The following is a 23327-nucleotide window of genomic DNA, read 5'->3' on the forward strand; positions in this document are numbered from 1 at the left end:
CCTTTCCGTCTCGCCGCTCAGCCGCGGGTTTCTGGTGAAGCAGCCGCAGATGCCGCAGCCCCGCCATTGCCGCCCTTTTTGGCGAGCACGGCTTCGGTGATGGAGTTTGGCAGACGCTTGGGCGTTTCAATCAGTCCCAGCACCGGCAGGATGACCAGGAAGAACGCGAAGTAGTAGAGCGTCGAAATCTGGGCCATTGTCGTGTAGGCGCCTTCCGCCGGCTTGGCGCCAAGCCAGCCGAGGAAAATCGCGTTGGCGACGAAAATCCAGAAGAACAGCTTGTACCACGGACGGTAGACCGCCGAGCGGACCTTCGAGGTATCGAGCCAGGGCAGAACGAACAGCACTGCGATGGAACCGAACATGGCAAGCACGCCGCCAAGCTTCGAATCGATCGGCCCGATGTTGAAGGTGATGGCGCGAAGGATCGCGTAGAATGGCAGGAAGTACCATTCCGGAACGATGTGCGCCGGTGTCTTCAGCGGGTTTGCCGGGATGTAGTTGTCTGCATGACCGAGGAAGTTCGGCATGAAGAAGATGAAGTAGGCGAACACCATCAGGAAGATGCTCATCGCCAGTCCGTCCTTGACGGTCGCATAAGGCGTGAACGGCACGGTGTCCGTCTTCGACTTAACTTCAACGCCGGTCGGGTTGGTCTGACCGGTTACGTGCAGTGCCCAGACGTGCAGGATCACAACACCGGCGATCATGAACGGCAACAGGTAATGCAGCGAAAAGAAGCGGTTGAGCGTCGGGTTGTCGACCGCGAAGCCGCCGAGCAGCAACTGCTGGATCGGCTCGCCGATCCCCGGGAACGCCGTGAAGAAGCCGGTGATCACCGTTGCCCCCCAGAACGACATCTGACCCCAGGGCAGAACATAGCCCATGAACGCGGTTGCCATCATCAGAAGCAGGATAACGACACCAAGGATCCACAGCACTTCGCGCGGCGCCTTGTAGGAGCCGTAATACATACCGCGGGCAATATGGATGTAGACGGCGACGAAGAAGAACGAGGCGCCGTTGGCGTGCATGTAACGCAACAGCCAGCCTGAATTCACGTCGCGCATGATTTTTTCGACCGACTGGAAGGCGATCCCGGTGTCAGCCGCGTAGTGCATGGCCAGCACGATGCCGGTCAGAAGCTGCACCACCAGCATCACCATCAGGATGCCGCCGAAGGTGTAGGCGTAATTGAGGTTCCGCGGCACCGGGTAGGAGACGAAACTGTCGTGCACCAGCCGCATCAGCGGAAGGCGTGAGTCCATCCACTTTCCGAATCCGGTAGCGGGCTGATAAGTCGAATGATCGCTGCTCATGGTCTAAAGCCCCCTTAACCGATTTTGATAACGCTGTCAGACACGAAGGAAAACACCGGTACCGGCAGGTTTTCCGGTGCCGGACCTTTGCGGATGCGGCCTGCAGTGTCGTAATGCGAACCATGGCAAGGGCAGAACCAGCCGCCGAAATCGCCGGCCTGGCCAAGCGGGATGCAGCCCAGATGGGTGCAGACGCCGATCATCACCAGCCAGTTTTCCTTGCCTTCGCCAGCCGAGCGGTCGATGTCGGTTGCCGCGGCCGTACCGGGAATGTTTGCGTTGCGCGCGACCGGATCCTTGAGATCGGCAAGCGCGACAGCCCTTGCTTCCTCGATTTCGGCTTCGGTGCGGTTGCGGATGAAGACCGGCTTGCCGCGCCATTTGACTGTCAGCGACATCCCGGGCTCAAGGCTCTCGACGTTGACCTCGACGGAGGACACCGCAAGTGTCGAAGCATCCGGGCGCATCTGGTCGATAAACGGCCAGGCGAAACTGCCTGCGCCGACCACGCCAGCCATCCCGGTGGCGATGTAAAGAAAATCGCGGCGGGTTGGTTCGCCCGCGCCTTCGCTTTGTGTCATTGGCTCACTCACGGCTCAACGTCCTCTTCAAGCTGCGTCTGGATCAGCATTCCGCTCCACTGTCCCAGCCGAATATGGGTTATCCGCTATAAGCAGATTCGGCCAGTTCCGACAATGCGGCGGAATTCTGTCAATCGCGCGGTTTCTATGCGGGATGGAAACTAAAGTCCAGTCCGGACGAAGGTAGAAGGGCACAATGTCGCGGAGAATTTCGGCCAGCTATTCCGCAGCTTCCTCGACACCGATGAATCCACCCGACTGCCGCGCCCACAAATCGGCGTAAAGCCCTCCGCGCGCAATCAATTCGGCATGCGTCCCGGTTTCGAGAATACGGCCGTTGTCCATCACCACAAGCCGGTCCATCCGGGCAATGGTGGAAAGCCTGTGAGCAATGGCGATCACGGTTTTTCCTTCCATCAGCTCATCCAGATTCTCCTGGATCGCCGCTTCGACTTCGGAATCGAGCGCCGAAGTTGCCTCGTCGAGCACCAGGATAGGCGCATTTTTCAGCATCACCCGGGCAATGGCGATTCGCTGGCGCTGGCCGCCCGACAGCTTGACCCCGCGGTCGCCGACATGAGCATCGAGCCCCTTGCGGCCACGCTGGTCATAAAGATCCTTGATGAAATCCAGCGCCTCGGCCCGGCGCGCGGCCTCCAGAATCTCCGCATCATCCGCGTCGGGACGCCCGAACACGATGTTCTCGCGAATCGACCGGTGCAGCAGCGACGTGTCCTGCGTCACCATGCCGATCGAATGGCGCAGCGATTCCTGTTTCACACCGGCGATATCCTGACCATCGATCTCGATGCGCCCGGAATTCAGATCGTAAAACCTGAGCAGCAGATTGACGAAGGTCGACTTGCCCGCACCGGACCGGCCGACAAGCCCTAGTTTTTCGCCCGGCTCGATGGTCAGCGACAGATCGTCGATCACCGGCCGGTCGGAATTGTAGCCGAAGCTCGCCCGCTCAAACCGGATGCCCGCCTTGTCGACGACAAGTTCGCTGGCATCCTCCCGGTCTGGCAGGCCGATCGGCCGTGCCACCATCTCAGCCGAGTTCTGCAGGGTGCCGAGATTGCGCATCAGCCCGTTGAGCTGGGTCATCATCCGGCCCAGCAGCATGTTGAGCCTGAGCACCAGCGACAGCGTGAACGCCACGGCACCCACCGAGATCGCGCCTGCGAGCCACAGATCGATTGCGAAAGCGGCGATCGCGGCAATCATCACCCCGGAAAGCGCTGCCAGCGACGCACGAACCCCGGTCAGATGCCGGGTAAACGGCAGGATCGTGGCGATGAACTGGTCGAACCCCTCGCGGATGTAGCGGTCATTGTCCGCATCCCGCGCATAGAGTTTCAGCGTCTGGATATTGGAATAGCTGTCGGTGATGCGTCCGGTCAGCAGCGCGGAGGCTTCCGCGCTTGCCCTCGCATGGCGGCGGATCCGCGGCACGAAGAACCGCGCCAGCAAGCCGAAGACCACGACCCAGACCAGCACCAGTGCCGACAACCGCCAGTCAAGCTGGGCTACCAGCGCCATCGTGGTGACGGTGTAGATCATGATGAACCAGACCACCTGCAACAGCGACACCATGAAATCGCCGGTGGCCTGCCCCGCCGACCAGACCTTGGTCACGATGCGGCCGGCAAAATCATTCTGGAAGAAGGCCAGGTTCTGCCGCGACACATGCGAATAGGCCTGCCAGCGCACCAGGTTGAAGAACCCCGGCACCACCGCCTGCTCCTCGACCAGCGCCGCCACGGTCACCACGGCAAACCGCGCCACCACCACCACGAACAGCATGAAGGCCAGCTCCGGGCCATGCGCCGCGATCAGCCCGTCCCAGCCAGCAGCGGGCTCGGAAGCATCGAGAACATCGACAAGCTGGCCGACGAAATAGAACAGCGCCGCCTCCAGCAGCGCCACCAGGCCCCCAAGCGCCAGCATCGCCGCAAACGCACCTTTCGCCTGACCGACATAGTGCCACAGGAATTTGCGTGTCGAACTTGGCGGCCGGTAGCTCGAACGCCGGACAAACGGATCAATCCAGCCTTCGAAGAGGTCAAGCAGGGGTCTGAAAATCATGGCCGACAGAATAGAGCGGGAGGTTGGTTTGGCAATATGACCATGCCGCTATTCCGCCGCCGTCGTGCCGGCATCCACATCGATGAACCCGCCCGACTGCCGTGACCACAGATCGGCATAGATGCCGCCGGACTTGATCAGCTCGTCATGCGTGCCGGTTTCGACGATCTCGCCATGGTCGAGAACCACCAGCCGGTCCATCTCGGCAATGGTCGACAGACGGTGCGCGATGGCAATCACCGTCTTGTTTTCCATCAGCGCGAACAGATTCTCCTGGATCGCAGCCTCGACTTCGGAATCAAGCGCGGAGGTGGCCTCATCCAGCACCAGGATCGGCGCATCCTTGAGAAACACACGTGCAATGGCGATCCGCTGGCGCTGGCCACCGGAGAGCTTAACGCCGCGTTCGCCGACATGGGCGTCGAGCCCGGTGCGGCCGGCAAGATCTTCCAGCCCGTCAATGAACTCCAGTGCATTGGCCTTGCGCACCGCCTCGAGGATATCGGCTTCAGTCGCATGGGGCTTTCCATAGGCGATGTTGTCACGCACCGAGCGGTGCAGCAGCGATGTATCCTGGCTGACCATGCCCACCTGCCCGCGCAAACTGTCCTGGCTGACCTGCGAGATGTCATGGCCATCGATCAGCACCCGCCCGGATTCCAGATTGTAAAACCTGAGCAGCAGGTTGACGAGCGTCGTTTTGCCCGCACCCGAGCGGCCGACAAGCCCGATCTTTTCACCCGGCTCGATCTTCAGCGACAGATCCTCGATCACGCCGCTCTGCTTGCCATAGTGGAAGCGGACATTTTCAAACTCGATGCCGCCTTTCCTGGCCACGATCTCGCTCGCGCCCGGCCGGTCCACCACCTCGTGCGGCTTGATCATCATGCCCATGCCGTCCTGAACCACGCCGATGTTTTCGAAGAACCCGGAAACTTCCCACATGATCCACTGCGACATGCCGTTGATCCTGAGAGAAAGCCCGATGACGATGGCAATCGAGCCGACCGAGACAATGCCGGTCAGCCAGAAGCCGATCGCCATCGCCGAGACGACGAACACCAGGACCGAGTTGTTGAAATAGATCAGCGACTGGAACAGCGTCACCTGGCGCATCTGCCGGTGAACGGTCTGCAGGAACATGTCCATGCTTTCCTGCGCGTAGGCCTCCTCGCGGCCTGCGTGGGAAAACAGCTTGACGGTGGAGATATTGGTGTAGCTGTCGACCACCCGGCCGGTCATGGCCGAGCGCGCGTCAGCCTGATCGGCGGAGATCCTTTTCAGCTTCGGCACGAAATGCGCAATCAGCCCGATATAGATGGCAAGCCACACCAGCATCGGCAGCACCAGCCGCCACTCGGCCGCCGCCACCATGCCGATCATGGCAATGAAATAGACAGAGACATAGACGAACACGTCCAGCAGCTTCATCACCGATTCGCGGATCGCCAGCGATGTCTGCATCACCTTGGTGGCAACCCGGCCGGCGAACTCGTTGGAAAAGAAGTTCAGGCTCTGGCGCAGCAGGTAACGGTGCATCTGCCAGCGCGCGATCATCGGATAATTGCCCAGAAGCGTCTGGTGGATGATCAGCGAATGCAGCAGCACGGTGACCGGCAGGCCGATCAGCACGATCGCGCCCATCAGCATCAGCCGGCCGGACTCGCGCTCGAGAAAGCCCTGCGGATCGGAAGTGGCGAGCCAGTCGACAATCGAGCCCAAGAATCCGAACAGCATCACCTCGCCGATCGAGATCAGCGCCGTCAGGATTGCCATGGCGAACAGCCACGGCGCCGCATCGCGCGAGTAGTGCCAGCAAAACGCCACCAGCCCTTCAGGCGGCGCGGAAGGCTGTGCTTCCGGATAGGGGTTCAATCGACGTTCGAACCATCCAAACATGGAGGTCTCCTTGAATAGCGCCGCAAGCAGCGCGTGTGCAAAGCACCTACAAACCGAGATCCGGCAAAACCGGAATGAAGGCCAGGATCACGCGCTAACGCAGTTGTCCGTCAGACTGGACACAAAAGCTGAAAATGAAACTGGAACCGCGAGAAACCTGTCTGGTCAGTGGCCCATGGCCGCCGACAGAAAGCTGCGATAGATGATGTGCATGACAGCCTCCGTCAGGTTCGCGTTGAAGATGGCCTGTTCTAGGCCAGATTCGGCTGTTGCGCCAGATTGCCGCAACCGGTTTGTCGGCCATGAACCCGTCCCCGCTTGAAATTGTGATAAAATGACCACAGAAACCATCGCCATGACCAAGCCTCTTATCGCACTCTACCAACCCGACATTCCCGGCAACACCGGCTCCATCCTGCGGCTCGGGGCCTGCCTTGGCCTCGGCATCCACATCATAGGGCCCGCCGGCTTCGACATGACCGACCGCTCGCTCAAGCGCGCCGGTATGGACTACATCGAAATGGCCAACCTCACGCGCCACGATGGCTGGGAAGAATTTGAAATCTGGCGGCAGGCCGAAAACCGGCGGCTGGTGCTGATGACCACCCAGTCCGCTACGCCCTATATCGACGGCGGTGACCAGACCATCACCCCCCAGGACGTGGTGTTGTTCGGGCGTGAAAGCGCCGGCGTTCCGCCCAAGGTCCATGACGCGGCCGCCGCACGACTGACCATCCCGATGGTGGATGGCCGCCGCAGCCTGAACCTCGCCATGAGCGTCGCCATCATCGCAGGCGAGATCAACCGCCGGTTTGGGCTGTAGCCCAGCACCAGATCAGTCATAGCTGACCACTTCGAACTCGATGCCGTTCTCGTCATCGAAATAGAACCGCCGTCCCGGTTCATAATCTGCGTGGCTGTGGGTCGCATAGCCCAGCACCTTGACCCTGGCTTCCACAGCATCGAGATCGTCAACCACGATGCCGACATGGTTGAGGCTGCCAACCCGGCCTTTCTCGATCTCGTGGCGCGGGCGAGCCACCTTGGGCGTATAGATCGCCAGGTACGCGTCATCGTTTCCCACGTGAATGGACAGACCGTCATTGAGTGTCGGGCCCTGCCAGCGGATCTTCCAGCCGAAGACATCGCACAGCCATCTGGCTGTGCCCGGCGCATCGGCAACGGTGAAATTGACATGTTCGAGTTTGGCCTTGGTCATGGGACCCCCTGATGTTGATTGCCTGAGTGTCAGACCATGCTACTTTCTCAAGCTCACTTGAGATCAAGAGGTTTTTTCACGCAATGCCTGTTTCACCCAGCAAGGGCCTGCTTTCTATCGGCGAAGTCGCAAGCCGCACCGGCCTCGCCGTCTCCGCGATCCGCTATTACGATGATGAGGGCCTGGTCTCGGCCCGGCGCACGCCCGGCGGCAGGCGGATGTTCATCCGCTCCGACATCAGGCGGCTGTCCTTCATCCTGATCGCGCAGCAAATGGGGTTTTCGCTCGAGGAGATCCGCAACCAGCTCAGGCAATTGCCGCTGGAACGAACGCCCAACAAGCGTGACTGGGAAAAGATCAGCCGCGGCTTCCGTGCCCGGCTCGATGCCCGCATCGGCATGCTGGAACGGCTGCGCGACCGGCTCGACGGCTGCATCGGCTGCGGCTGCCTGTCGCTCGACGCCTGCAAGCTCTACAATCCGGATGACAAGGCAAGCCGAACCGGCACCGGGCCGCGTCTTGTGATGGAAAAATCCATCGACCCTTGACCGGGCGGCGTTGAGACCGGGACACTCAGTCAGCGGTTGGCAGCCGGCGCATGGTGAACTCGATCGTGTCGCCATCGCCTGGTAGCGCCCGCCAGCTTTCGACTTCGGTCCAGTAGGCGGCTTTGGGCCAGGCCGAGAACCATTCCCGCGCCTTCTCGCGCGCCTGTCCGCGGCTCAGGCGATAGGTTTCGCGCACGAAACTGCCCGATGACTGACCATTGGATTTTTCCTTGCGCGCACGGGCGATCTCGCGGCGCAGCCCCTCAAGCGGCGGGCGTTGCTGATACCGTTTCATGGTCCTTCCTTTGCCCTCATGGCTTTTCAACATTAGCCCAAAACCGTCTGTTCGGCGAGTCCGGCAAGACCTGCTGCAATCGGGATATAATGCCACGGTTACAACCGGCCGGATCTGCTGCTATGACGGACCCCAAGCCAGATCAAGGAGCCCAAATGCAACGCCCAAGCCTGCCAGTCGGCCTGCCCGATGACATCGAGGAAAAGAAGACCAAAGCGCGTGAGTGGTTCGAGCAGCTGCGCGACCAGATCTGCCTGAGCTTCGAGGCGCTTGAGGACGAAGTCGACAACCCGCAAACGGCCGGCGAGCCCGGACGCTTCGAGCGCACGCCATGGCAGCGCAACGAAGGTGCCGGCGGCGGCGGAACCATGTCGATCATGAAGGGCCGGCTGTTTGAAAAGGTCGGCGTCCACACGTCGACCGTTTACGGCGAATTTTCACCCGAGTTCCGCGCCCAGATCCCCGGCGCAGAGGAAGATCCGCGGTTCTGGGCCTCCGGCATCTCGCTGATCGCCCACCCCACCAACCCGCATGTTCCGACCGTGCACATGAACACCCGTATGGTTGTCACCACCAGCCGCTGGTTTGGCGGTGGCGCCGACCTCACGCCGGTGCTCGACAACCGTCGCACCCAGACCGATCCGGACGCGCAGCTGTTCCACCGCGCCATGGAAATCGCCTGCAACCGTCACGCCGTCGCCGACTATCCCAGATACAAGGCATGGTGCGACGAGTACTTCTTCCTGCCGCACCGCAATGAAGCCCGTGGCATCGGCGGCATTTTCTATGACTGGCTGCACAGCGATGAAGAAAACGGCGGCTGGGACGCGGATTTCGCCTTCACCCAGGATGTGGGTCGTGCCTTCAACGTGGTCTACCCGAAGATCGTCCGCTCCAATTTTTCAAAGCCCTGGAGCGATGCGGAACGCACCGAACAGCTGATCCGCCGTGGCCGCTACGTCGAGTTCAACCTGCTCTATGACCGCGGCACCATCTTCGGCCTGAAGACCGGCGGCAATGTCGCCTCGATCCTGTCTTCGCTGCCGCCCGTGGTGATGTATCCGTAAGGAGAGCCGGGAATCGAAAACAACTGAACGCGTCCCGGTATTTCCGGAGCGCGGTTCAGTGCCGTTGTAGCCTGATCTTCCGCAGCGCGTCGTCGACCAGATGGTTGGCGAGCATCATCCGTGTCGTGGCCGCATCCCGCCATTCCGCCGGCGCGCGGTCGGGGTGGTTTATGCGCGCAAAGTTCCGCCGCTTCCTTTGCAGCTCGGCGCGTGTGTCCGAAACCAGCAGATTGATGTCCTTTGCAATCTCTTCCCGGCTGAGCCGCTTGAACATCGAAACGTCAATCGTTGCAGGCTCTGGCGGCGGCGCGGGCTTTGGTGGGAGAGCTGCAGGCTTTTCTGGCGGAGCAACAACATCGCTGATGTAGTCGTAATAGGCCGCATGCAGCTGTTCGCCGTCCAGCCGCTGTTCCGGTTTGGAATTTGTCCCAACGAAGCCGGCGTTCAAACCGCGTATCCGGGTCCAGAATGCAGAACCGGGCAAGGGCTCATCCGCACGCTCGTGCCCCACACGCTCCAGAACATCTTCAAACGTACCCCGACCCGGATTCATCGGCCAACCCTGTTTTACTCAGCGGCACAGGTCCGGATGTTTGTGCCAAGTCACAAAAACGGGAAATGCAAGAACTCAACAGGACAGAGCGTCCCTTCGCGCACCCGAATGGATGGGCGCTCCAGACACGCACCCACGTCCATAGCGGTAACAAGACAAGGTTAACAATTTTCTTGGCAGTGCCCTCCGGCGCAGGCCGCGCACTGTCGCCATACGGCCCACGCGTCAGGTCAAGGATGGCACAAAGACCGATCGCGTTGATCTGCGTCAGTGCGCACTGATCGCAGTGCTGCAAAAAATGTCAGAACATGCTATCATTCTGCTCCGCCGGCCGGTGCGCCGGCTCAGGCGGACTCTTGGTTTTCGACATCGAAAAGAGGAGACAACCATGAAAACCTTCCACTGCGGATCACTTGTTCCCGGGTGCGAATGGCACACGCGGGCCGATAGCGAAGCGGAGATCGTATCCCGCGCCATCGACCATCTGCGCGAGACCCACGGCGAGACAATCATCCGTCCGTCGATCGTCGAACAGATCAAGGAACGCATGCTCGACGAGACCGACGCAGCCTGACCAGGGCCGGCTGCCGCGCCTTGGCGACGTGGGTCAATCGCTGCCGTCGAGCAGCGCCGCCTTGTCGAGGGTAAAATTGCTCTCGATCCATCGCTCTTCGAGCGCGGCGAGCTGTGCCCCCATCTCCGGACCGGGATTTACCCCCCGGGCGATAAGGTCTGCTCCGGCAACCGGAAATACAGGCCGCTCCCACTCAAGCGCCCGCGCCAGATGACGGCTGTGGCCCGCCGCTTCGGTGAGCGCGGATGCATCGGTTTCGGTGCGGCTGCGCGCCGAAACCAGTGACAGCCTGATCCGGTCAACCAGCGGAACCGCGCCATGGCGGTACAGCAACCGGTCAAGCGCCGTGATCGCAAGTGTCGGCGCAATCACCGGCGCCGCGGCCCAGTTGGCAAGCCGGTCAGCCTCGGCCCGCGACATCTTCAGCCGTGAGGAGAGCCCGCGCATTCGCTCCGAATCCGGAGGCACCATCGCCATCAGCCGCAGCATCGGATCCGGCTCCCAGTCAAGCACGGCTTCGGTGGCGATCAGCGCTCCGATGCTGTCTATGCCCCATTTTTCGCTCTCCGGCAGCACCGCCGACAACACACCGGACTGGCGCATCCACAACAGCGCCCGCCCCGGATCCCGTGCCTTGAGCAAGGTCTTGAGTTCCTTCCAGACCCGCTCCGAGGACAGCTTTCCGAGCTTGTCGCGGGCCCTGGCGCAGGCTTTCAGCGCGGCAGCATCAGGCCGGCCGGTGCCGTAATGGGCAAAGAAGCGGAAATAGCGCAGCACCCGCAGATAATCCTCGGCAATGCGGGCATCGGCATCGCCGATAAACCGCACCGTGCGGGTATCTATGTCTTCAAGCCCACCGACAAGATCGATGATCGCACCGGCCTGGTCGGCATAAAGCGCATTGATGGTGAAATCCCGCCGTTCGGCGTCGGTCTGCCAGTCGCGGCCGAAGGTCACCTTGGCCCGCCGTCCGTCAGTCTCCGCATCATGGCGCAACGTGGTGATCTCGAAACCGCGGCCCTCGATGACCAGTGTCACCGTGCCATGCTCGATGCCCGTCGGCACCGCGCGAATGCCGGCATCTTTTGCCCGCGCCACCACCTGTTCGGGCATCCAGGTCGTGGCCAGGTCCGTATCGGTGACCGGCAGGCCCATCAGCGAATTGCGCACCGCACCGCCGACCACCCTGACCTCTTCGCCATCCTGATTCAGCAACGCAAAAATCCGGCCGAGCGCCGCATCCTGAAACCAGCCTTCGTCGGCAACACTCGCCGCAGTGCTCATGCATAGAGCCTTTCATACATTGTCCGGATGATCCCGGCGGTGACGCCCCAGATGTGGTGTTCGCCATAGGGCATCACGTAATAGTGCCGTTCGATGCCCTCCCAGACCCGGCTTTCGCGCCGGTGATTGGCCGGGTTCATCAGGAATGACAGCGGTGTTGCGAACACTTCGTCAACCTCGTCCGGGTTGGCTATCAGGTTGTAGCCCGGCTTGACCACGGCAAGCACCGGCGTGATCCGGAACCCGGTGCTGGTCATGTAGACCGGCAGACGGCCGACCGGCTCGACAAACCGGCGGTCGAGACCGATTTCCTCTTCCGCCTCCCGCATGGCGGCAGTTTCCTCGCTGTCGTCTTCGGGATCGACCGAGCCGCCCGGAAATGCCACCTGGCCGGAATGCTTGCGCATGGCGGTCGCCCGGCGCGTCAGGATGACATGCGCGTCCGGCCCGTCATCTGTCACCGGCACCAGCACGGCCGCTTCCCGCAGCTTGGCATCAGCCAGCCCCGAAACCAGGTCCGGATTGAGAACATGATCGCCATGCCCAAGATGCGCGGGCTCTGGCCCGAACGCATGCTCGGGATCGTGGCGTTGCGCCCGCAGGCGAAAGCTCTGGGCATCAAAACCCGGCGGCATCTGGAAAACCGTATCAGTCAAACGCTGGCCTCCAGCCTGGCCATCGGCATCACCGGAAACACCGAACCACCAGAGCGGATCGCATATATCGGTTCGCCATCGATTTCGATTTCCTCGCCCAGCGCCAGGAGATCATAGGTCACCGCACGGTTGACCAGCGCTTCCAGCCGGCCGCGCACCATCAGATAGGGCTTGAGCTGATCGGTCTCGCCGGTGACGACGAATCGCAGCGGATTGTCCGGTCCCGCGCGCACCACATCACCGACATTGGTGCGGAAAGTCAGCACCTGTTCGCCCTCATCTTCGCTCACGGTCATCTCGACAGCAAGGAATGGCGCGTCGGCGACACGGATGCCGATCTTTTCCACAGGTGTGACGAGATAGGTCTTTCCGTCCTCGTCCTGGCGCAAAACGGTGGAGAAAAGCCGCACCAGCGCCGGGCGCCCGATAGGTGTTCCCATGTAGAACCAGGTGCCGTCTGCGCGGATTTCCATGTCGATATCGCCGCAATAGGGCGGATTCCAGCGCTCGACCGGCGGTAAACCATCCTTGCCGGCATTACGGTCGGCCTGGGCGCGCGAAATCAGCGCGGCCAGATCTGCCGCATCTGTTTTCGTTTCGGTCCTTGTTTTTGCCATTGTCCTGTCCAGCTATGATTACAGGTAACCAGATAGTCATCTGAACTGCTCTTGTCAGCCTTTCAGCGTAGAATAAGCTGTTTGCGAGCCTGATGCATGTCGCGTTCAAATGGTTTGATTTGAACGATAACGCACATGCATCATTTCAAAGTGCTACAGCGACCTTTGCGCATCCCATTGGATGCGCGGCGCTGTAGAACCAGAACGCGCGGAGACACCCATGGGACGCATCGACACTGGCGCAACACCGATTGACGAAAAGGCAGTCATCGCTGCTGCGGAACAGGCCCTGGCCGATATATCCGCCATTAAGCAGGCCGTCTCGGACGTCATTTTCGGACAGGAAAGCGTGGTCGAGCAGACCCTGCTCGCAGTCCTGTCCGGCGGGCACGCGCTGCTTGTCGGTGTGCCCGGCCTTGCCAAGACCAAGCTGGTCACCACGCTCGGCACAGTTCTTGGCCTCAATTCCAACCGCATCCAGTTCACGCCGGACCTGATGCCGTCCGATATTCTCGGCTCGGAAGTCATGGACCAGGACGAAAGCGGGCGCCGCTCGTTCCGTTTCGTCCCCGGCCCGGTGTTCACGCAATTGCTGATGGCCGACGAAATCAACCGCGCCTCGCCACGCACCCAATCGGCGCTGCTGCAGGCGATGCAGGAATACCACGTCACCGTGGCCGGTGCGCCGCACGACCTGCCGCGTCCTTTCCACGTTCTGGCGACACAGAACCCGCTTGAGCAGGAAGGCACCTATCCGCTTCCCGAAGCCCAGCTCGACCGCTTCCTGATGCAGGTTGACGTGCCCTACCCGGAAATGGCGGCGGAACGCCGGATCCTGCTCGAAACCACCGGCGCGCAGGAGGCAACCGCACGGCCCGCGATCACGGTGGAGCGGCTGATCGCCATTCAGGCGTTGATCCGGCAGATGCCGGTGCCCGAATCGGTTGTCGACGCCATTCTCGAACTGGTCCGCGCTGCCCGCCCCGGCCATGGCAACGCAAAGGTCGACGAAACCGTGTCCTGGGGCCCCGGACCGCGCGCCGGCCAGGCCATGATGCTTTGTGCCCGCGCCCGCGCGCTCTATGACGGCAGGCTCGCCCCCTCGATCGACGATGTGCGTGCCCTGGCCGAACCGATCCTGCAGCACCGCATGGCGCTGACCTTCTCGGCCCGCGCCGAAGGCATCGGCATCCGTGATGTCATCGCAGGCCTCGTCACCCCGAAAGCCGGGTGAGCCCATGGCCCCGATCGGCCAGCTGACCCAACCGACAGCACGGATTGATGCGCTCGCCCGCGCGCGCCAGCGTGCAGCGCTGCTGCCCGATTGCCTGGCCGAGGCCCGGCGCGTTGCCAACACCGTGATTGCCGGCTGGCACGGCCGCCGCAAGCGCGGCATCGGCGAGACCTTTTGGCAGTTCCGGCCCTATGTGGATGGTGAATCCCTGTCCAGCATTGATTGGCGGCGATCCGCACGCGACGACAATCTTTATGTGCGTGACCGGGAATGGGAAGCGGCTCACACGATCTGGCTATGGGCCGATCAGTCGCCATCCATGCTCTACAAGTCCGATGTCGCCCATGTGAGCAAGGAAAGCCGGGCGCTGGTGCTGATGCTGGCTCTGGCCGAGATCCTGTCGCGCTCCGGTGAACGCGTCGGCTGCCCCGGCATCATGGAACCGGTCGCTTCGAGAAACGCCGCCGAACGGCTGGCGCTGGCCCTGGCGCACGCACCGGACCAGACCACCCTGCCCGATCTCGGCAGGATCGGCCGCATGAGCGATATCGTGATGATCGGCGATTTCCTCGACGCGGACGAAACCCTCGACAACTGCATCGGGCCCGCTGCCCGGCGCGGTGTTCGCGGCCATGTCATCGAGGTTGCAGATCCCGCCGAAGAGACGTTTCCCTACTCCGGACGGACTGAATTCCGCGATCCGGAAACCGGCGAGAAACTGGTCGCCGGACGCGCCGAGACAATTGCCGCCGATTACCGGCAGGCCTGGCTCGCCCGCCGCGAGGCCCTGGCGCAGGGCGTGCGGCGCATGGGCTGGAGCTTTCTCGCCCATCGCACCGACCGGCTCGCCTCCGAGGCGCTTGCCGCAGCCCATGGCCACCTGTCCGGCATTCCCGCAGCCAGGAAGGCGGCATTGGCATGATTGCTGGCCTGCCCTTCGCCTTCGGTGCACCGGCGATCCTGTTCGGGTTGCTGGCCTTGCCGGTGATCTGGTGGCTGCTGCGGCTGACGCCGCCGCGCCCGCAGGCTGAACCCTTTGCGCCGCTGGCCATTCTTGCCCGGGTTCTCAAGCGCGAGGAAACCCCGGCCCGCAGCCCCTGGTGGCTGACGGCGCTGCGCTTGCTGATTGCAGCGCTGGTGATCCTGGCTCTGGCTGAACCCGTCCTCAATCCCCGCGACCGGGCCTTGTCCTCAGGCGGTCCGCTGGCGCTGATCATCGACAATGGCTGGGCCAGCGCTCCCGATTGGCAAGCACGGACCCTGGCGGCTGAAACACTGATTGAAGAAGCCGGCAACCTGGATATTCCTGTGTCGGTCGTTTTCACCGCAAACCGCCGTCATGAAGCAACGCCGACCACCTTCGAGCGCGCCCGGGACCAACTGCATGCTGCCAAACCGCAACCGCTGCGGCCCGAGCGCAGCGCGGCTGTCACCGCATTGACCGCGACGCTTGGCCAGACCCGTCCCGGAACCGTCGCCTATATCACCGATGGCATCGAAACAGCCGACGCAGCCGATGCGCTCAACCGCCTGTCGGCGCTCGAAGCCGCCGCCATCAGGATCATTGGTGCCGACGAGGCCAATGCGCTTGCCCTGACCGGTGCCGACAACGGCACGGAAGCACTCAGCCTCACTGCAAGCCGGCTGGATACCGCGGCGGCACAAAATTTCGGGCTAACCGCAAGCGACAGCAAGGGCCGCGAAATCGCCGCCGGAGAAATCCGCTTCGAAGCCGGTGAACCCGAAGCCACGGGAACAATCTCGGCTCCCTTCGAAATCCGCAACGATATCGCCCGCCTCGATGTCACCGGGGTCGATACCGCGGCATCGGTGCGGTTGCTCGACGAAAGTTTCCGCCGCCGCAGGGTGGCGCTGATATCGGGTGAAGCCGCGGATATTGCCCAGCCGCTGCTCTCGCCGCTCTACTATATCAAGCGCGCGCTTTCTCCCTATGCCGACCTGATCGAAGCCGGCAATGAAGAAATGTCGGCATCGATCCCGAAACTGCTGGCCCAGTCCCCTGCCGTGATCGTGATGTCCGATATCGGCACCCTGCCTGAGGATATCAGCAAGTCGCTTGATGAGTGGATTGACCGCGGCGGAACGCTGGTCCGCTTCGCCGGCCCCCGGCTGGCGGCGGCTCCATCCGGCAGCCAGCTCTTGCCCGTGCTGCTGCGCAAGGGCGAGCGCGAACTCGGCGGCGCCCTGTCGTGGATCGAACCCCAACCGCTGGCCGATTACCCGGCGACCGGCCCGTTTGCCGGTCTGCCGACACCGCGCGACATCACCGTGCGCCGTCAGGTTCTGGCGGAACCCTCGTCCGATCTTGCCGCGCGCACCTGGGCCAGCCTGGCCGACGGCACCCCGCTGGTCACCGCAACCGACCGCGGCGCCGGCCGGATCGTGCTGTTCCATGTCACTGCCGAGGCAAGCTGGTCCAATCTGCCCATCTCCGGCCATTTCGTCGACATGCTGCGCCGCGTGGTGCAGCTCTCCCGCGCTGTCGCAGGCGGTGGCGAAGCCGGATCAGGCATCCTGCCGCCCTGGCGCCTGCTTGATGCCGACGGCGCGCTGTTGCCGGCAAGCGGTGACGCCCGGCCACTCGATCTGACCGCAGGCAAAGCGGTTCAGGCAGGCCCCGACAATCCGCCGGGTCTTTATGGCGGTGAAGACGGCTTCGTTGCTCTCAATCTCTTCAGCCCCGGCGAAGCCCTGACACCGATCAACATTCCGGAGTTCGAAGTGCCCGTCACCCGTTCCGCCATCACCGGCGACAATGCGATCGATTTCAGGCCCTGGCTGTTTGCTGCCGCCTTGGTCGCCTTGCTGGCGGACACGCTGATCGTGCTGATCCTCAACGGGGCTTTCCGCCGCCGCGGCCTGAAACCTGCATCCGCCGCCGCGATGGTGATCATCGCCGGGTTTTCGCTTTCCGTGTTTGCCGCGCCGGGAACGGGCTATGCCCAGGATGCCCGGCCCGGCGATATCGATCTGCTCGAAAGCCTTGATCGCACCCGGCTGGCCTATGTCATCACCGGCGATGATGACACCGACACGATCAGCAAGCTCGGGCTCGACAGCCTGTCGCGTTATCTCTCCAGCCGGACCGCGCTAGAGCCCGGCCCGTCGATTGGCGTCGACATCGAGACCGCCCCGCTGGCGCTCTATCCGCTGATCTACTGGCCGATGAGCGAGGACGCCGACATTCCCTCTCCCGGCGCCATCAGCCGGATTGACGCCTACATGAAAAGCGGCGGCACGGTCTTGTTCGACACCCGCGACCGGATCGTCGATCTGGGCAGCGGATCGAGCGCATTGACGATGAGATTGCAGCAGATCCTGGCCAATCTCGACATACCGCCGCTTGAGCCGGTGCCCGCCGACCACGTCCTGACCAAGTCGTTCTTCCTGCTCGACACATTCCCGGGCCGGTATTCCGACGGTCCGCTCTGGGTGGAAGCCCTGCCCGACACGGACAACCCGGCAGAACGCCCGGCGCGCACCGGTGACGGCGTTTCCTCGATCCTGATCACCGGCAACGACATGGCCGCCGCCTGGGCCGTTGACGACCAGGGCTTTCCGATGTTCGCCACCATTCCGGCCGATCCCTGGCAGCGCGAATATGCGTTCCGCGCCGGGGTCAACATCGTCATGTACATGCTGACCGGCAACTACAAGGCTGACCAGGTGCATATCCCGGCGCTGCTCGAACGGTTGGGGCAATAAGATGAGCCTGGCTTTTGATCCCTTCCTGCCGCTGCCGCTCATTCTGGCAATCGCCCTTGTAGCCCTGCTTCTGGTCGGCTGGGCCATCGCCAAGCGGATGCGCGGCGCGGCGCTCCGTGCTCTCGCCTTGGCCGCTCTCGTGCTGGCGCTGGCCAACCCGGTCGCCAATTTCGAGGATCGCGAGCCGGTCACCAGCGTCGTCGCCATCGTTGTCGACCGCAGCCCGAGCCAGATGAGCGCGGATCGCACCGCCCGCACCGATGCAGCCCTGAAGGCGCTGACCGAACGTCTTGCCCGCTATCCCGCCTTTGAAGCCCGGGTGATCGAGGCCGTGACTGACCCCGACGCACAATCCCCGTCCACCAGGCTGTTCGAAGCCCTGGCCTCCGGCATTCGCGATGTCCCGAGTTCACGGCTGGCAGGCGCGGTGATGATCACCGACGGACAGATCCATGACGTGCCGGGCTCGCTCTCGGCACTCGGACTGGACGCGCCGCTGCATGGATTGATTGTCGGGGACGAGAACGAGATCGACCGCCGGGTCGACGTCGTGCGCAGCCCGCGCTTCGGCATTGTCGGCGAAGACCAGGAAATCGTCTACCGGGTCAACGAGGATGGCGCAGCCGCTTCCGGCCCCGTGGACGTGACCGTGCGGATCAATGGCGAGAGAACCCTGACCGAAACCGTGACAACCGGCGAGGAAGCCTCGTTCTATCTCAAGCTGCCGCGCGGCGGCGAGAACATCATCGAGTTCTCCGTCGGCGAACTTGATGGTGAAGTCACCACCGCCAACAACCACACCGTCACGCTGATCGAGGGTATCCGCGAGAACCTGCGCGTGCTGCTGGTGTCCGGTGCCCCGCATGCAGGCGAACGCGCCTGGCGCAACCTGCTCAAGTCCGATGCATCGGTGGATCTGGTGCATTTCACCATCCTGCGTCCACCGGAAAAGCAGGACGGAACACCGATATCCGAACTCTCCCTGATCGCCTTCCCGACGCGGGAACTGTTTGTCGAGAAAGTCGACGAGTTCGACCTGATCATTTTCGACCGCTACCAGAACCGCGGCGTGCTGCCGGTGCTCTATTACGATTACATCGCCCGTTATGTTGAAGACGGCGGCGCGTTGCTGGTTGCCGCAGGTCCCGAGTTTTCGGGCATCCAGTCGCTTGCCGAAACCCCCTTGGCGCCGGCGCTTCCCGCAGCCCCGACCGGTGCGGTAACCGATGCAGGCTACTATCCGCGATTGTCCGACAATGGCAGGCGTCACCCCGTCACCCGGTCATTGCCCGGCGGATCAAGTGAACCGCCCGAATGGGGCCGCTGGTTCCGCACTGTCGGCGTCGGAAACACCACCGGTGACGTGGTCATGCGGGGCGCCGATGAGCAGCCGCTGCTGATCCTCAACCGTTATGGCGAGGGCCGGGTGGCGATGCTCTTGTCCGATCACGGCTGGCTCTGGGCGCGCGGCTTTGAAGGCGGCGGACCGCATGTGGCGCTCTACCGCCGCATTGCCCACTGGCTGATGAAGGAACCGTCACTGGAGGAAGAGGCGCTGCGCGCAACCGCCAACGGCAGAACGCTGGTGGTCGAGCGGCAGACCATGAGCGATACCACAGACCCAGTCAGCGTCACGCTGCCTTCGGGCGAAACCCGCGAGATCACCCTGTCACCGGCCGGCGAAGGATTGTTCCGGTCCGAGCTCGTGCTTGATCAGCCCGGCCTGGTGGAAGTTACCTCCGGTGATCTGCGCGCGCTCGCCCATGTTGGCGCCGTCGACGCGCCCGAATTCCGCGCAACCGTCTCCACCACCGACGTGATCAACCCGATCTCCACAGAGAGTGGCGGTCTGACGGTCCGGGTCAATGCAGACGCCAGCAACCTGCCGCAGATCCTGCCGACCCGCTCGGCGCGCATTGACGCGGGCGAGCGCATAGGACTGCGCGCCAGCAATGAGAGTGTTCTCAAGGGTGTCCGGTCAGTGCCGCTGTTCGGCGGCTTCCTCGGGCTCGCACTGATGATCCTGGCGCTCGGCGCCACCTGGTTCCGCGAGGGACGTTGACCCTCGCGGCAATTGATCAATCAGACGATACTCCAAGATCAGCTTGCCCTGGAAAGGGCTTCCACGCCGGCAAAATAGCTCATCTGGTCTTCTGCCCAGGCCTTGATGCCGTAGCGCTTCACGGTGTTGCGCAACATCGACATACGCTTGCGGCGCTCCTCCTCCGGCATCGCAAGCGCCTGCTCGATAGCCGTGTCCATTGACCGGTGCGAAAACGGATTGGTGATCACAGCCGAAGACAGCTCGACCGAAGCGCCGGCGAACTCGGACAGCACCAGCACTCCGTCACCATCGACGCGCGCCGCCGCATATTCCTTGCAGACCAGATTCATGCCATCGGCCAGCGGCGTGATCCAGCAGACATCGGCCAGCTGGTAATAGGCGATCAGGTCCTTGAACGGGATTGCCGTCGAGATCAGCGCCACCGGCTGCCATTCGAACGATCCGAACGTGCCGTTGATCCGGCCCGCCACCTGTTCGATCTCGCCCTGGATTTCCTCGTATGCCGCCATGCTGCGGTTGGCGCCGACAGACACGTGCATCAACCGCACATTGCCGTGCAGTTCCGGATGCGCCTGCAGCAGCCGCTCATAGCTTTCAAGCTGCTGGACTCCGCCCTTGGTGTAGTCGGTACGGCCGACCGACAGGATCAGCTTGCAATCGCCCAGTTCAGACCGGATCGCAACGGCAGCCTCGCGGGTTTCCTCGCAGACGGCGCGTTCCTGGATATAGTCCCAGTCGATGCCCACAGGCGCGCTCGAAATCCTGATCGTGCGTCCCTGGTACTGCACCGATTCCGGCACCCGCCGGTCGGACAGCGCCGTGCCTTCCCAGATGAAATCCGGGTTCACATCCTTGCGGACAACCGAGCCGACTTCCAGCAGGCTCTGCGCCACATGGACAAAGTTCACCGCGTAGCGCGGAACGTGGAAGCCGACGACATCACAGGCCAGAAGGCTGTCGACGATTTCCCGCCGCCAAGGCAGCACGTTGAACATGTCGGCAGCAGGGAACGGCGTGTGATGGAAGAACGAGATCTTCACATCCGGGCGCAGCTTGCGCAAATACCCCGGAACCAGCCACAAATTGTAGTCGTGCACCCAGACCACGGCGCCGGGGGCAGCTTCAGCGGCTGCAGCCTCGGCAAAGGCCCAGTTCACTTCCCGGAATGTCGGCCAGTCGACCGGGTCGTAATTGTAGCGTTCCTTGAACGAATGCAGGATCGGCCAGAACGCTTCCTTCGAGGTGATGTGATAGAAACTCGACACCTGGTCAGGCGTCAGCGGCAGTCGTGTGACCGAGTACTTTCCGTAGCTGTCCTCGATCTCGATGACCCGTTCGAAGTCCGGATTGGCGGCGTCGTCAGCCAGCTTCCAGGCAATCCAGGCGCCCTTGTCGACTCGCCCGAAAAACCCTTTCAGGGTCGGCACGATTCCGTTCGGGCTCTTGTTTTCCTTGAAAACGATCTTCCCGTTTTCTTCGACTTCCTCGTAGGGCTGACGGTGATAAACGATGACAAGATCGCTGGCCATATATTCAATATCCTTTAGGTAGATCGTGCATGTCGAATGCACGAATAGCCTCCAGTATGCCCGCCGCGCCATGCGCCTGCGCCATATGAAGGTGCTCAAGATGAGCAACGCGCTCAACCAGAGAAGGTTCCGAATTCCCCACCGCGACCGCGGGCAGCCCGCATTCGAGCATGGAGAGATCATTCAGCGTGTCGCCAGCGCACAGGACCCGGCCCGGCTCGATCGACAGGTATTCGACCAGCCTGCGCAGCGACGGCCCCTTGCTCACCCCATCGGGCAACACATCGAAAAAGCGGTTGTCGGAGATCAGCCACTGATGCCCCATCTCCTCGACGATCGAACAGGCGGATGCATCGAAGGTCTCGTGGTCGAGATCGTAGCTGACGCGGTAGCGGAAATCGGTCGGCTGCAGTGACAGGCCCGGGTGGCCGTCCAGCCTGGCGCGGACCGTTTCACCGGCATCGCCCCAACGTGCGGCAATTTCCTCTTCCAGATGAACAATCGGCGCAACCCCGGTCTCGGGCGACACCGTGGCAATGGTCGTTCCCACATCGCCAACTGCATAGTCCGGCCAGGGCACCCCGTTTTCGGAGCAGAGGTCGCCGATGAATTTCGGATCGCGGCCTGTCACGAAGATCAGGCCGACGGTTTCGCGGTTGGCCTCGATGAAGTCATACAGACGCTTGCGGTCTTCTTCGCTGCCGCCAAGAAAGGTTCCGTCGAGATCCGTGGCCAGTATGAACTTCCGGGTGTTCAGTGCGCTGCTGGTGGTGGTGCGTGTCGAAGTCATTCGGCTGCCTCCGCTGCCATGGCAATTGGATGGTCGATGGAGATGGAAAGGCCCCGGCGTTCGCCTTCGATCGGGCGTGACCAGAGCTCCGTGAACGTGTCGCGCACATCGGCGCCCTGATGCAGGATCCGGTAGACGCTTTCACAGATCGGCATGCGAATGTTCATTCGGCGCGCGAGGTCCATGACCGAGACCGAGTTGACCTCGCCCTCCACCACGACCGGCTTGCCGTCAAAGCATTGCTGCCGCGGAATGCCCTTGCCGAGCTGAACCCCGAGCGACATGTTGCGCGATGTCTGCGATGAGCAGGTCAGCGTCAGGTCGCCCGCGCCGGCAAGGCCGCTGACCGTTTCACGGCGCCCACCGAACACGTCGGCCAGCGTTTTCATTTCGTCCATGCCGCGCACGATCAGCGCCGCGCGGGTGTTCTCGGCATAACCGGCGCCGGTCATCATCCCGCAGGCAATGGCAATGACGTTCTTGACCGCCCCACTTACTTCGACCCCGACCAGATCGTCGGAAATGTAGGGCCGGAAAAAGTCAGACCCCAGCGACAGCGCCAGCCGCGCCGCCGGGCTGGAACCGGTATCGAGCCGGTCGGCATAGGAAAACCGGAATGCAATCGTTGCCGCCGTCAGATGGCCCAGAGCGGTCTCGGTCGCGAAGGTCGGTCCCGACAGGGCCCCGATCTGGTGCCCGGGCAGCATCTCCGACGCCACTTCGCTGAGCAGGTACCCGGTCCCCGCCTCGATCCCCTTGGCACAAAGGGCAATCGGTACCCCCTGCCCCAGATGCGGACGCATCAGTGTACAGATATCGCGCAAGGTCCGTGACGGAGTGACCAGCAGAACGGCTTCAGCACCTTCAAGCGCCTCACCCATGTTGGTGGTCGCAACTATCCCCTCCGGCAAATCGATACCGGGAAGGTACCGGGGATTTTCATTGCGGTCGTTGATTGCCTCGACTGTAGTCCGGTCTCTTCCCCATATGGCCGTTTCACGGCCGGCGCGGCGCGCCACGGAGGCCAGTGCGGTCCCCCAGGCTCCTGCACCGATAACGCAGATTTTCGCGTAGGGAAGTGCGGGAGAAGACAGGTCGTCGGCTTTTTCGCCTAGATAAGTCATATGCCCCTACTTAGGGCGGTTCGTGCTGCAGCGCAACCTTCAGGCTACCGCAATGCAGCGTACACCGGCCCGAAACCGGTTGCCAAACCGCTTGAAATCAGGCCCCCAGGCAGGGTTTTCAGGCCTTGCCGCCCGGCAGAAAGCCGCTTCGAACATGCT

22 protein-coding genes are annotated in these 23327 nt (G+C 62.5%); 8 read left to right on the forward strand and 14 right to left on the reverse strand.

Features of this window, described 5'->3' with window-relative positions; all coding sequences use genetic code 11:
* Positions 1-17: 17 nt before the first annotated feature.
* The 5 genes from WNY80_RS16565 to WNY80_RS16585 all read right to left on the reverse strand — a co-directional run bounded on the left by WNY80_RS16565 (position 18) and on the right by WNY80_RS16585 (position 6244).
* Complete coding sequence (locus WNY80_RS16565) at positions 18-1319, reverse strand: cytochrome b N-terminal domain-containing protein (RefSeq protein WP_342888514.1); 1302 nt, start codon at positions 1317-1319, stop codon at positions 18-20.
* 14 nt (positions 1320-1333) lie between these two features.
* Positions 1334-1912, reverse strand: a complete 579-nt coding sequence (gene petA / locus WNY80_RS16570) for a ubiquinol-cytochrome c reductase iron-sulfur subunit (RefSeq protein WP_342888515.1) — start codon at positions 1910-1912, stop codon at positions 1334-1336.
* A 207-nt stretch (positions 1913-2119) separates the two neighbouring features.
* On the reverse strand, positions 2120-3988 hold the full coding sequence (locus WNY80_RS16575) for an ABC transporter ATP-binding protein (protein WP_342888516.1): 1869 nt from the start codon (positions 3986-3988) through the stop codon (positions 2120-2122).
* Positions 3989-4036: 48 nt separating this feature from the next.
* A complete protein-coding gene (locus tag WNY80_RS16580; protein WP_342888517.1) occupies positions 4037-5887 on the reverse strand; it encodes an ABC transporter ATP-binding protein in 1851 nt (616 codons plus the stop codon).
* Positions 5888-6052: 165 nt separating this feature from the next.
* Positions 6053-6244, reverse strand: coding sequence for a hypothetical protein (locus tag WNY80_RS16585; RefSeq protein WP_342888518.1), 192 nt, complete (start codon positions 6242-6244; stop codon positions 6053-6055).
* Between WNY80_RS16585 and WNY80_RS16590 the strand changes: the two genes are divergently transcribed.
* Positions 6243-6710: a tRNA (cytidine(34)-2'-O)-methyltransferase gene (locus WNY80_RS16590; RefSeq protein ID WP_342888519.1), complete on the forward strand. Its 468-nt coding sequence runs from the start codon at positions 6243-6245 to the stop codon at positions 6708-6710. The genes WNY80_RS16585 and WNY80_RS16590 overlap by 2 nt on opposite strands.
* Positions 6711-6722: 12 nt before the next feature.
* Here the strand turns inward: WNY80_RS16590 and WNY80_RS16595 are convergent, their stop codons facing one another.
* Positions 6723-7106 (reverse strand): VOC family protein, encoded by a 384-nt coding sequence (locus WNY80_RS16595; RefSeq protein ID WP_342888520.1) that lies wholly within the window; start codon positions 7104-7106, stop codon positions 6723-6725.
* 83 nt (positions 7107-7189) lie between these two features.
* Here WNY80_RS16595 and soxR point away from each other — a divergent pair, with 83 nt between their 5' ends.
* Positions 7190-7654: a redox-sensitive transcriptional activator SoxR gene (soxR, locus tag WNY80_RS16600; protein WP_342888521.1), complete on the forward strand. Its 465-nt coding sequence runs from the start codon at positions 7190-7192 to the stop codon at positions 7652-7654.
* 25 nt (positions 7655-7679) lie between these two features.
* On the opposite strand, the gene WNY80_RS16605 is transcribed toward soxR, so the two are convergent.
* Positions 7680-7949 carry a hypothetical protein gene (locus WNY80_RS16605; protein WP_342888522.1) on the reverse strand — a complete coding sequence of 90 codons (270 nt, stop codon included), beginning with the start codon at positions 7947-7949 and terminating at the stop codon, positions 7680-7682.
* Between the two features lie 155 nt (positions 7950-8104).
* Between WNY80_RS16605 and hemF the strand changes: the two genes are divergently transcribed.
* Positions 8105-9016 (forward strand): oxygen-dependent coproporphyrinogen oxidase, encoded by a 912-nt coding sequence (gene hemF / locus WNY80_RS16610; RefSeq protein WP_342888523.1) that lies wholly within the window; start codon positions 8105-8107, stop codon positions 9014-9016.
* Between the two features lie 55 nt (positions 9017-9071).
* Here the strand turns inward: hemF and WNY80_RS16615 are convergent, their stop codons facing one another.
* Entirely contained in the window at positions 9072-9464 is a 393-nt protein-coding gene (locus tag WNY80_RS16615; protein WP_342888524.1) for a hypothetical protein, read from the reverse strand.
* A gap of 493 nt (positions 9465-9957) precedes the next feature.
* Here WNY80_RS16615 and WNY80_RS16620 point away from each other — a divergent pair, with 493 nt between their 5' ends.
* Positions 9958-10143: a DUF1059 domain-containing protein gene (locus WNY80_RS16620; RefSeq protein ID WP_342888525.1), complete on the forward strand. Its 186-nt coding sequence runs from the start codon at positions 9958-9960 to the stop codon at positions 10141-10143.
* A gap of 33 nt (positions 10144-10176) precedes the next feature.
* Here WNY80_RS16620 and WNY80_RS16625 read toward each other — a convergent pair whose 3' ends face one another.
* Genes WNY80_RS16625 through WNY80_RS16635 form a run of 3 tightly spaced genes read right to left on the reverse strand, consistent with a single transcriptional unit; the run spans position 10177 to position 12700 of the window.
* Positions 10177-11427 (reverse strand): CCA tRNA nucleotidyltransferase, encoded by a 1251-nt coding sequence (locus WNY80_RS16625; protein ID WP_342888526.1) that lies wholly within the window; start codon positions 11425-11427, stop codon positions 10177-10179.
* A complete protein-coding gene (locus WNY80_RS16630) occupies positions 11424-12083 on the reverse strand; it encodes a CoA pyrophosphatase (RefSeq protein WP_342888527.1) in 660 nt (219 codons plus the stop codon). Before WNY80_RS16630 ends, WNY80_RS16625 begins: the two co-directional genes overlap by 4 nt.
* Entirely contained in the window at positions 12080-12700 is a 621-nt protein-coding gene (locus WNY80_RS16635; protein WP_342888528.1) for a DUF1285 domain-containing protein, read from the reverse strand. The genes WNY80_RS16630 and WNY80_RS16635 overlap by 4 nt, the downstream gene beginning before the upstream one ends.
* Before the next feature lie 220 nt (positions 12701-12920).
* Between WNY80_RS16635 and WNY80_RS16640 the strand changes: the two genes are divergently transcribed.
* The 4 genes from WNY80_RS16640 to WNY80_RS16655 are packed head-to-tail and all read left to right on the forward strand — an operon-like array spanning position 12921 to position 19722.
* A complete protein-coding gene (locus WNY80_RS16640) occupies positions 12921-13934 on the forward strand; it encodes a MoxR family ATPase (protein WP_342888529.1) in 1014 nt (337 codons plus the stop codon).
* Positions 13935-13938: 4 nt separating this feature from the next.
* Positions 13939-14856 (forward strand): DUF58 domain-containing protein, encoded by a 918-nt coding sequence (locus WNY80_RS16645; protein ID WP_342888530.1) that lies wholly within the window; start codon positions 13939-13941, stop codon positions 14854-14856.
* On the forward strand, positions 14853-17660 hold the full coding sequence (locus WNY80_RS16650; protein ID WP_342888531.1) for a DUF4159 domain-containing protein: 2808 nt from the start codon (positions 14853-14855) through the stop codon (positions 17658-17660). The genes WNY80_RS16645 and WNY80_RS16650 overlap by 4 nt, the downstream gene beginning before the upstream one ends.
* Position 17661: 1 nt before the next feature.
* On the forward strand, positions 17662-19722 hold the full coding sequence (locus WNY80_RS16655) for a hypothetical protein (protein WP_342888532.1): 2061 nt from the start codon (positions 17662-17664) through the stop codon (positions 19720-19722).
* Positions 19723-19760: 38 nt separating this feature from the next.
* On the opposite strand, the gene ggpS is transcribed toward WNY80_RS16655, so the two are convergent.
* From ggpS to WNY80_RS16670, 3 genes are read right to left on the reverse strand one after another with little or no spacing between them, the layout of a single operon-like run.
* Complete coding sequence (ggpS, locus tag WNY80_RS16660) at positions 19761-21254, reverse strand: glucosylglycerol-phosphate synthase (RefSeq protein WP_342888533.1); 1494 nt, start codon at positions 21252-21254, stop codon at positions 19761-19763.
* 4 nt (positions 21255-21258) lie between these two features.
* Positions 21259-22044, reverse strand: a complete 786-nt coding sequence (locus WNY80_RS16665; RefSeq protein ID WP_342888534.1) for an HAD family hydrolase — start codon at positions 22042-22044, stop codon at positions 21259-21261.
* Entirely contained in the window at positions 22041-23168 is a 1128-nt protein-coding gene (locus WNY80_RS16670; protein ID WP_342888535.1) for an NAD(P)H-dependent glycerol-3-phosphate dehydrogenase, read from the reverse strand. Before WNY80_RS16670 ends, WNY80_RS16665 begins: the two co-directional genes overlap by 4 nt.
* Between the last annotated feature and the right edge of the window lie 159 nt (positions 23169-23327).

Origin of the sequence: Hoeflea sp. AS16, assembly GCF_038900095.1 — a bacterium.
Classification (GTDB): domain Bacteria; phylum Pseudomonadota; class Alphaproteobacteria; order Rhizobiales; family Rhizobiaceae; genus Hoeflea.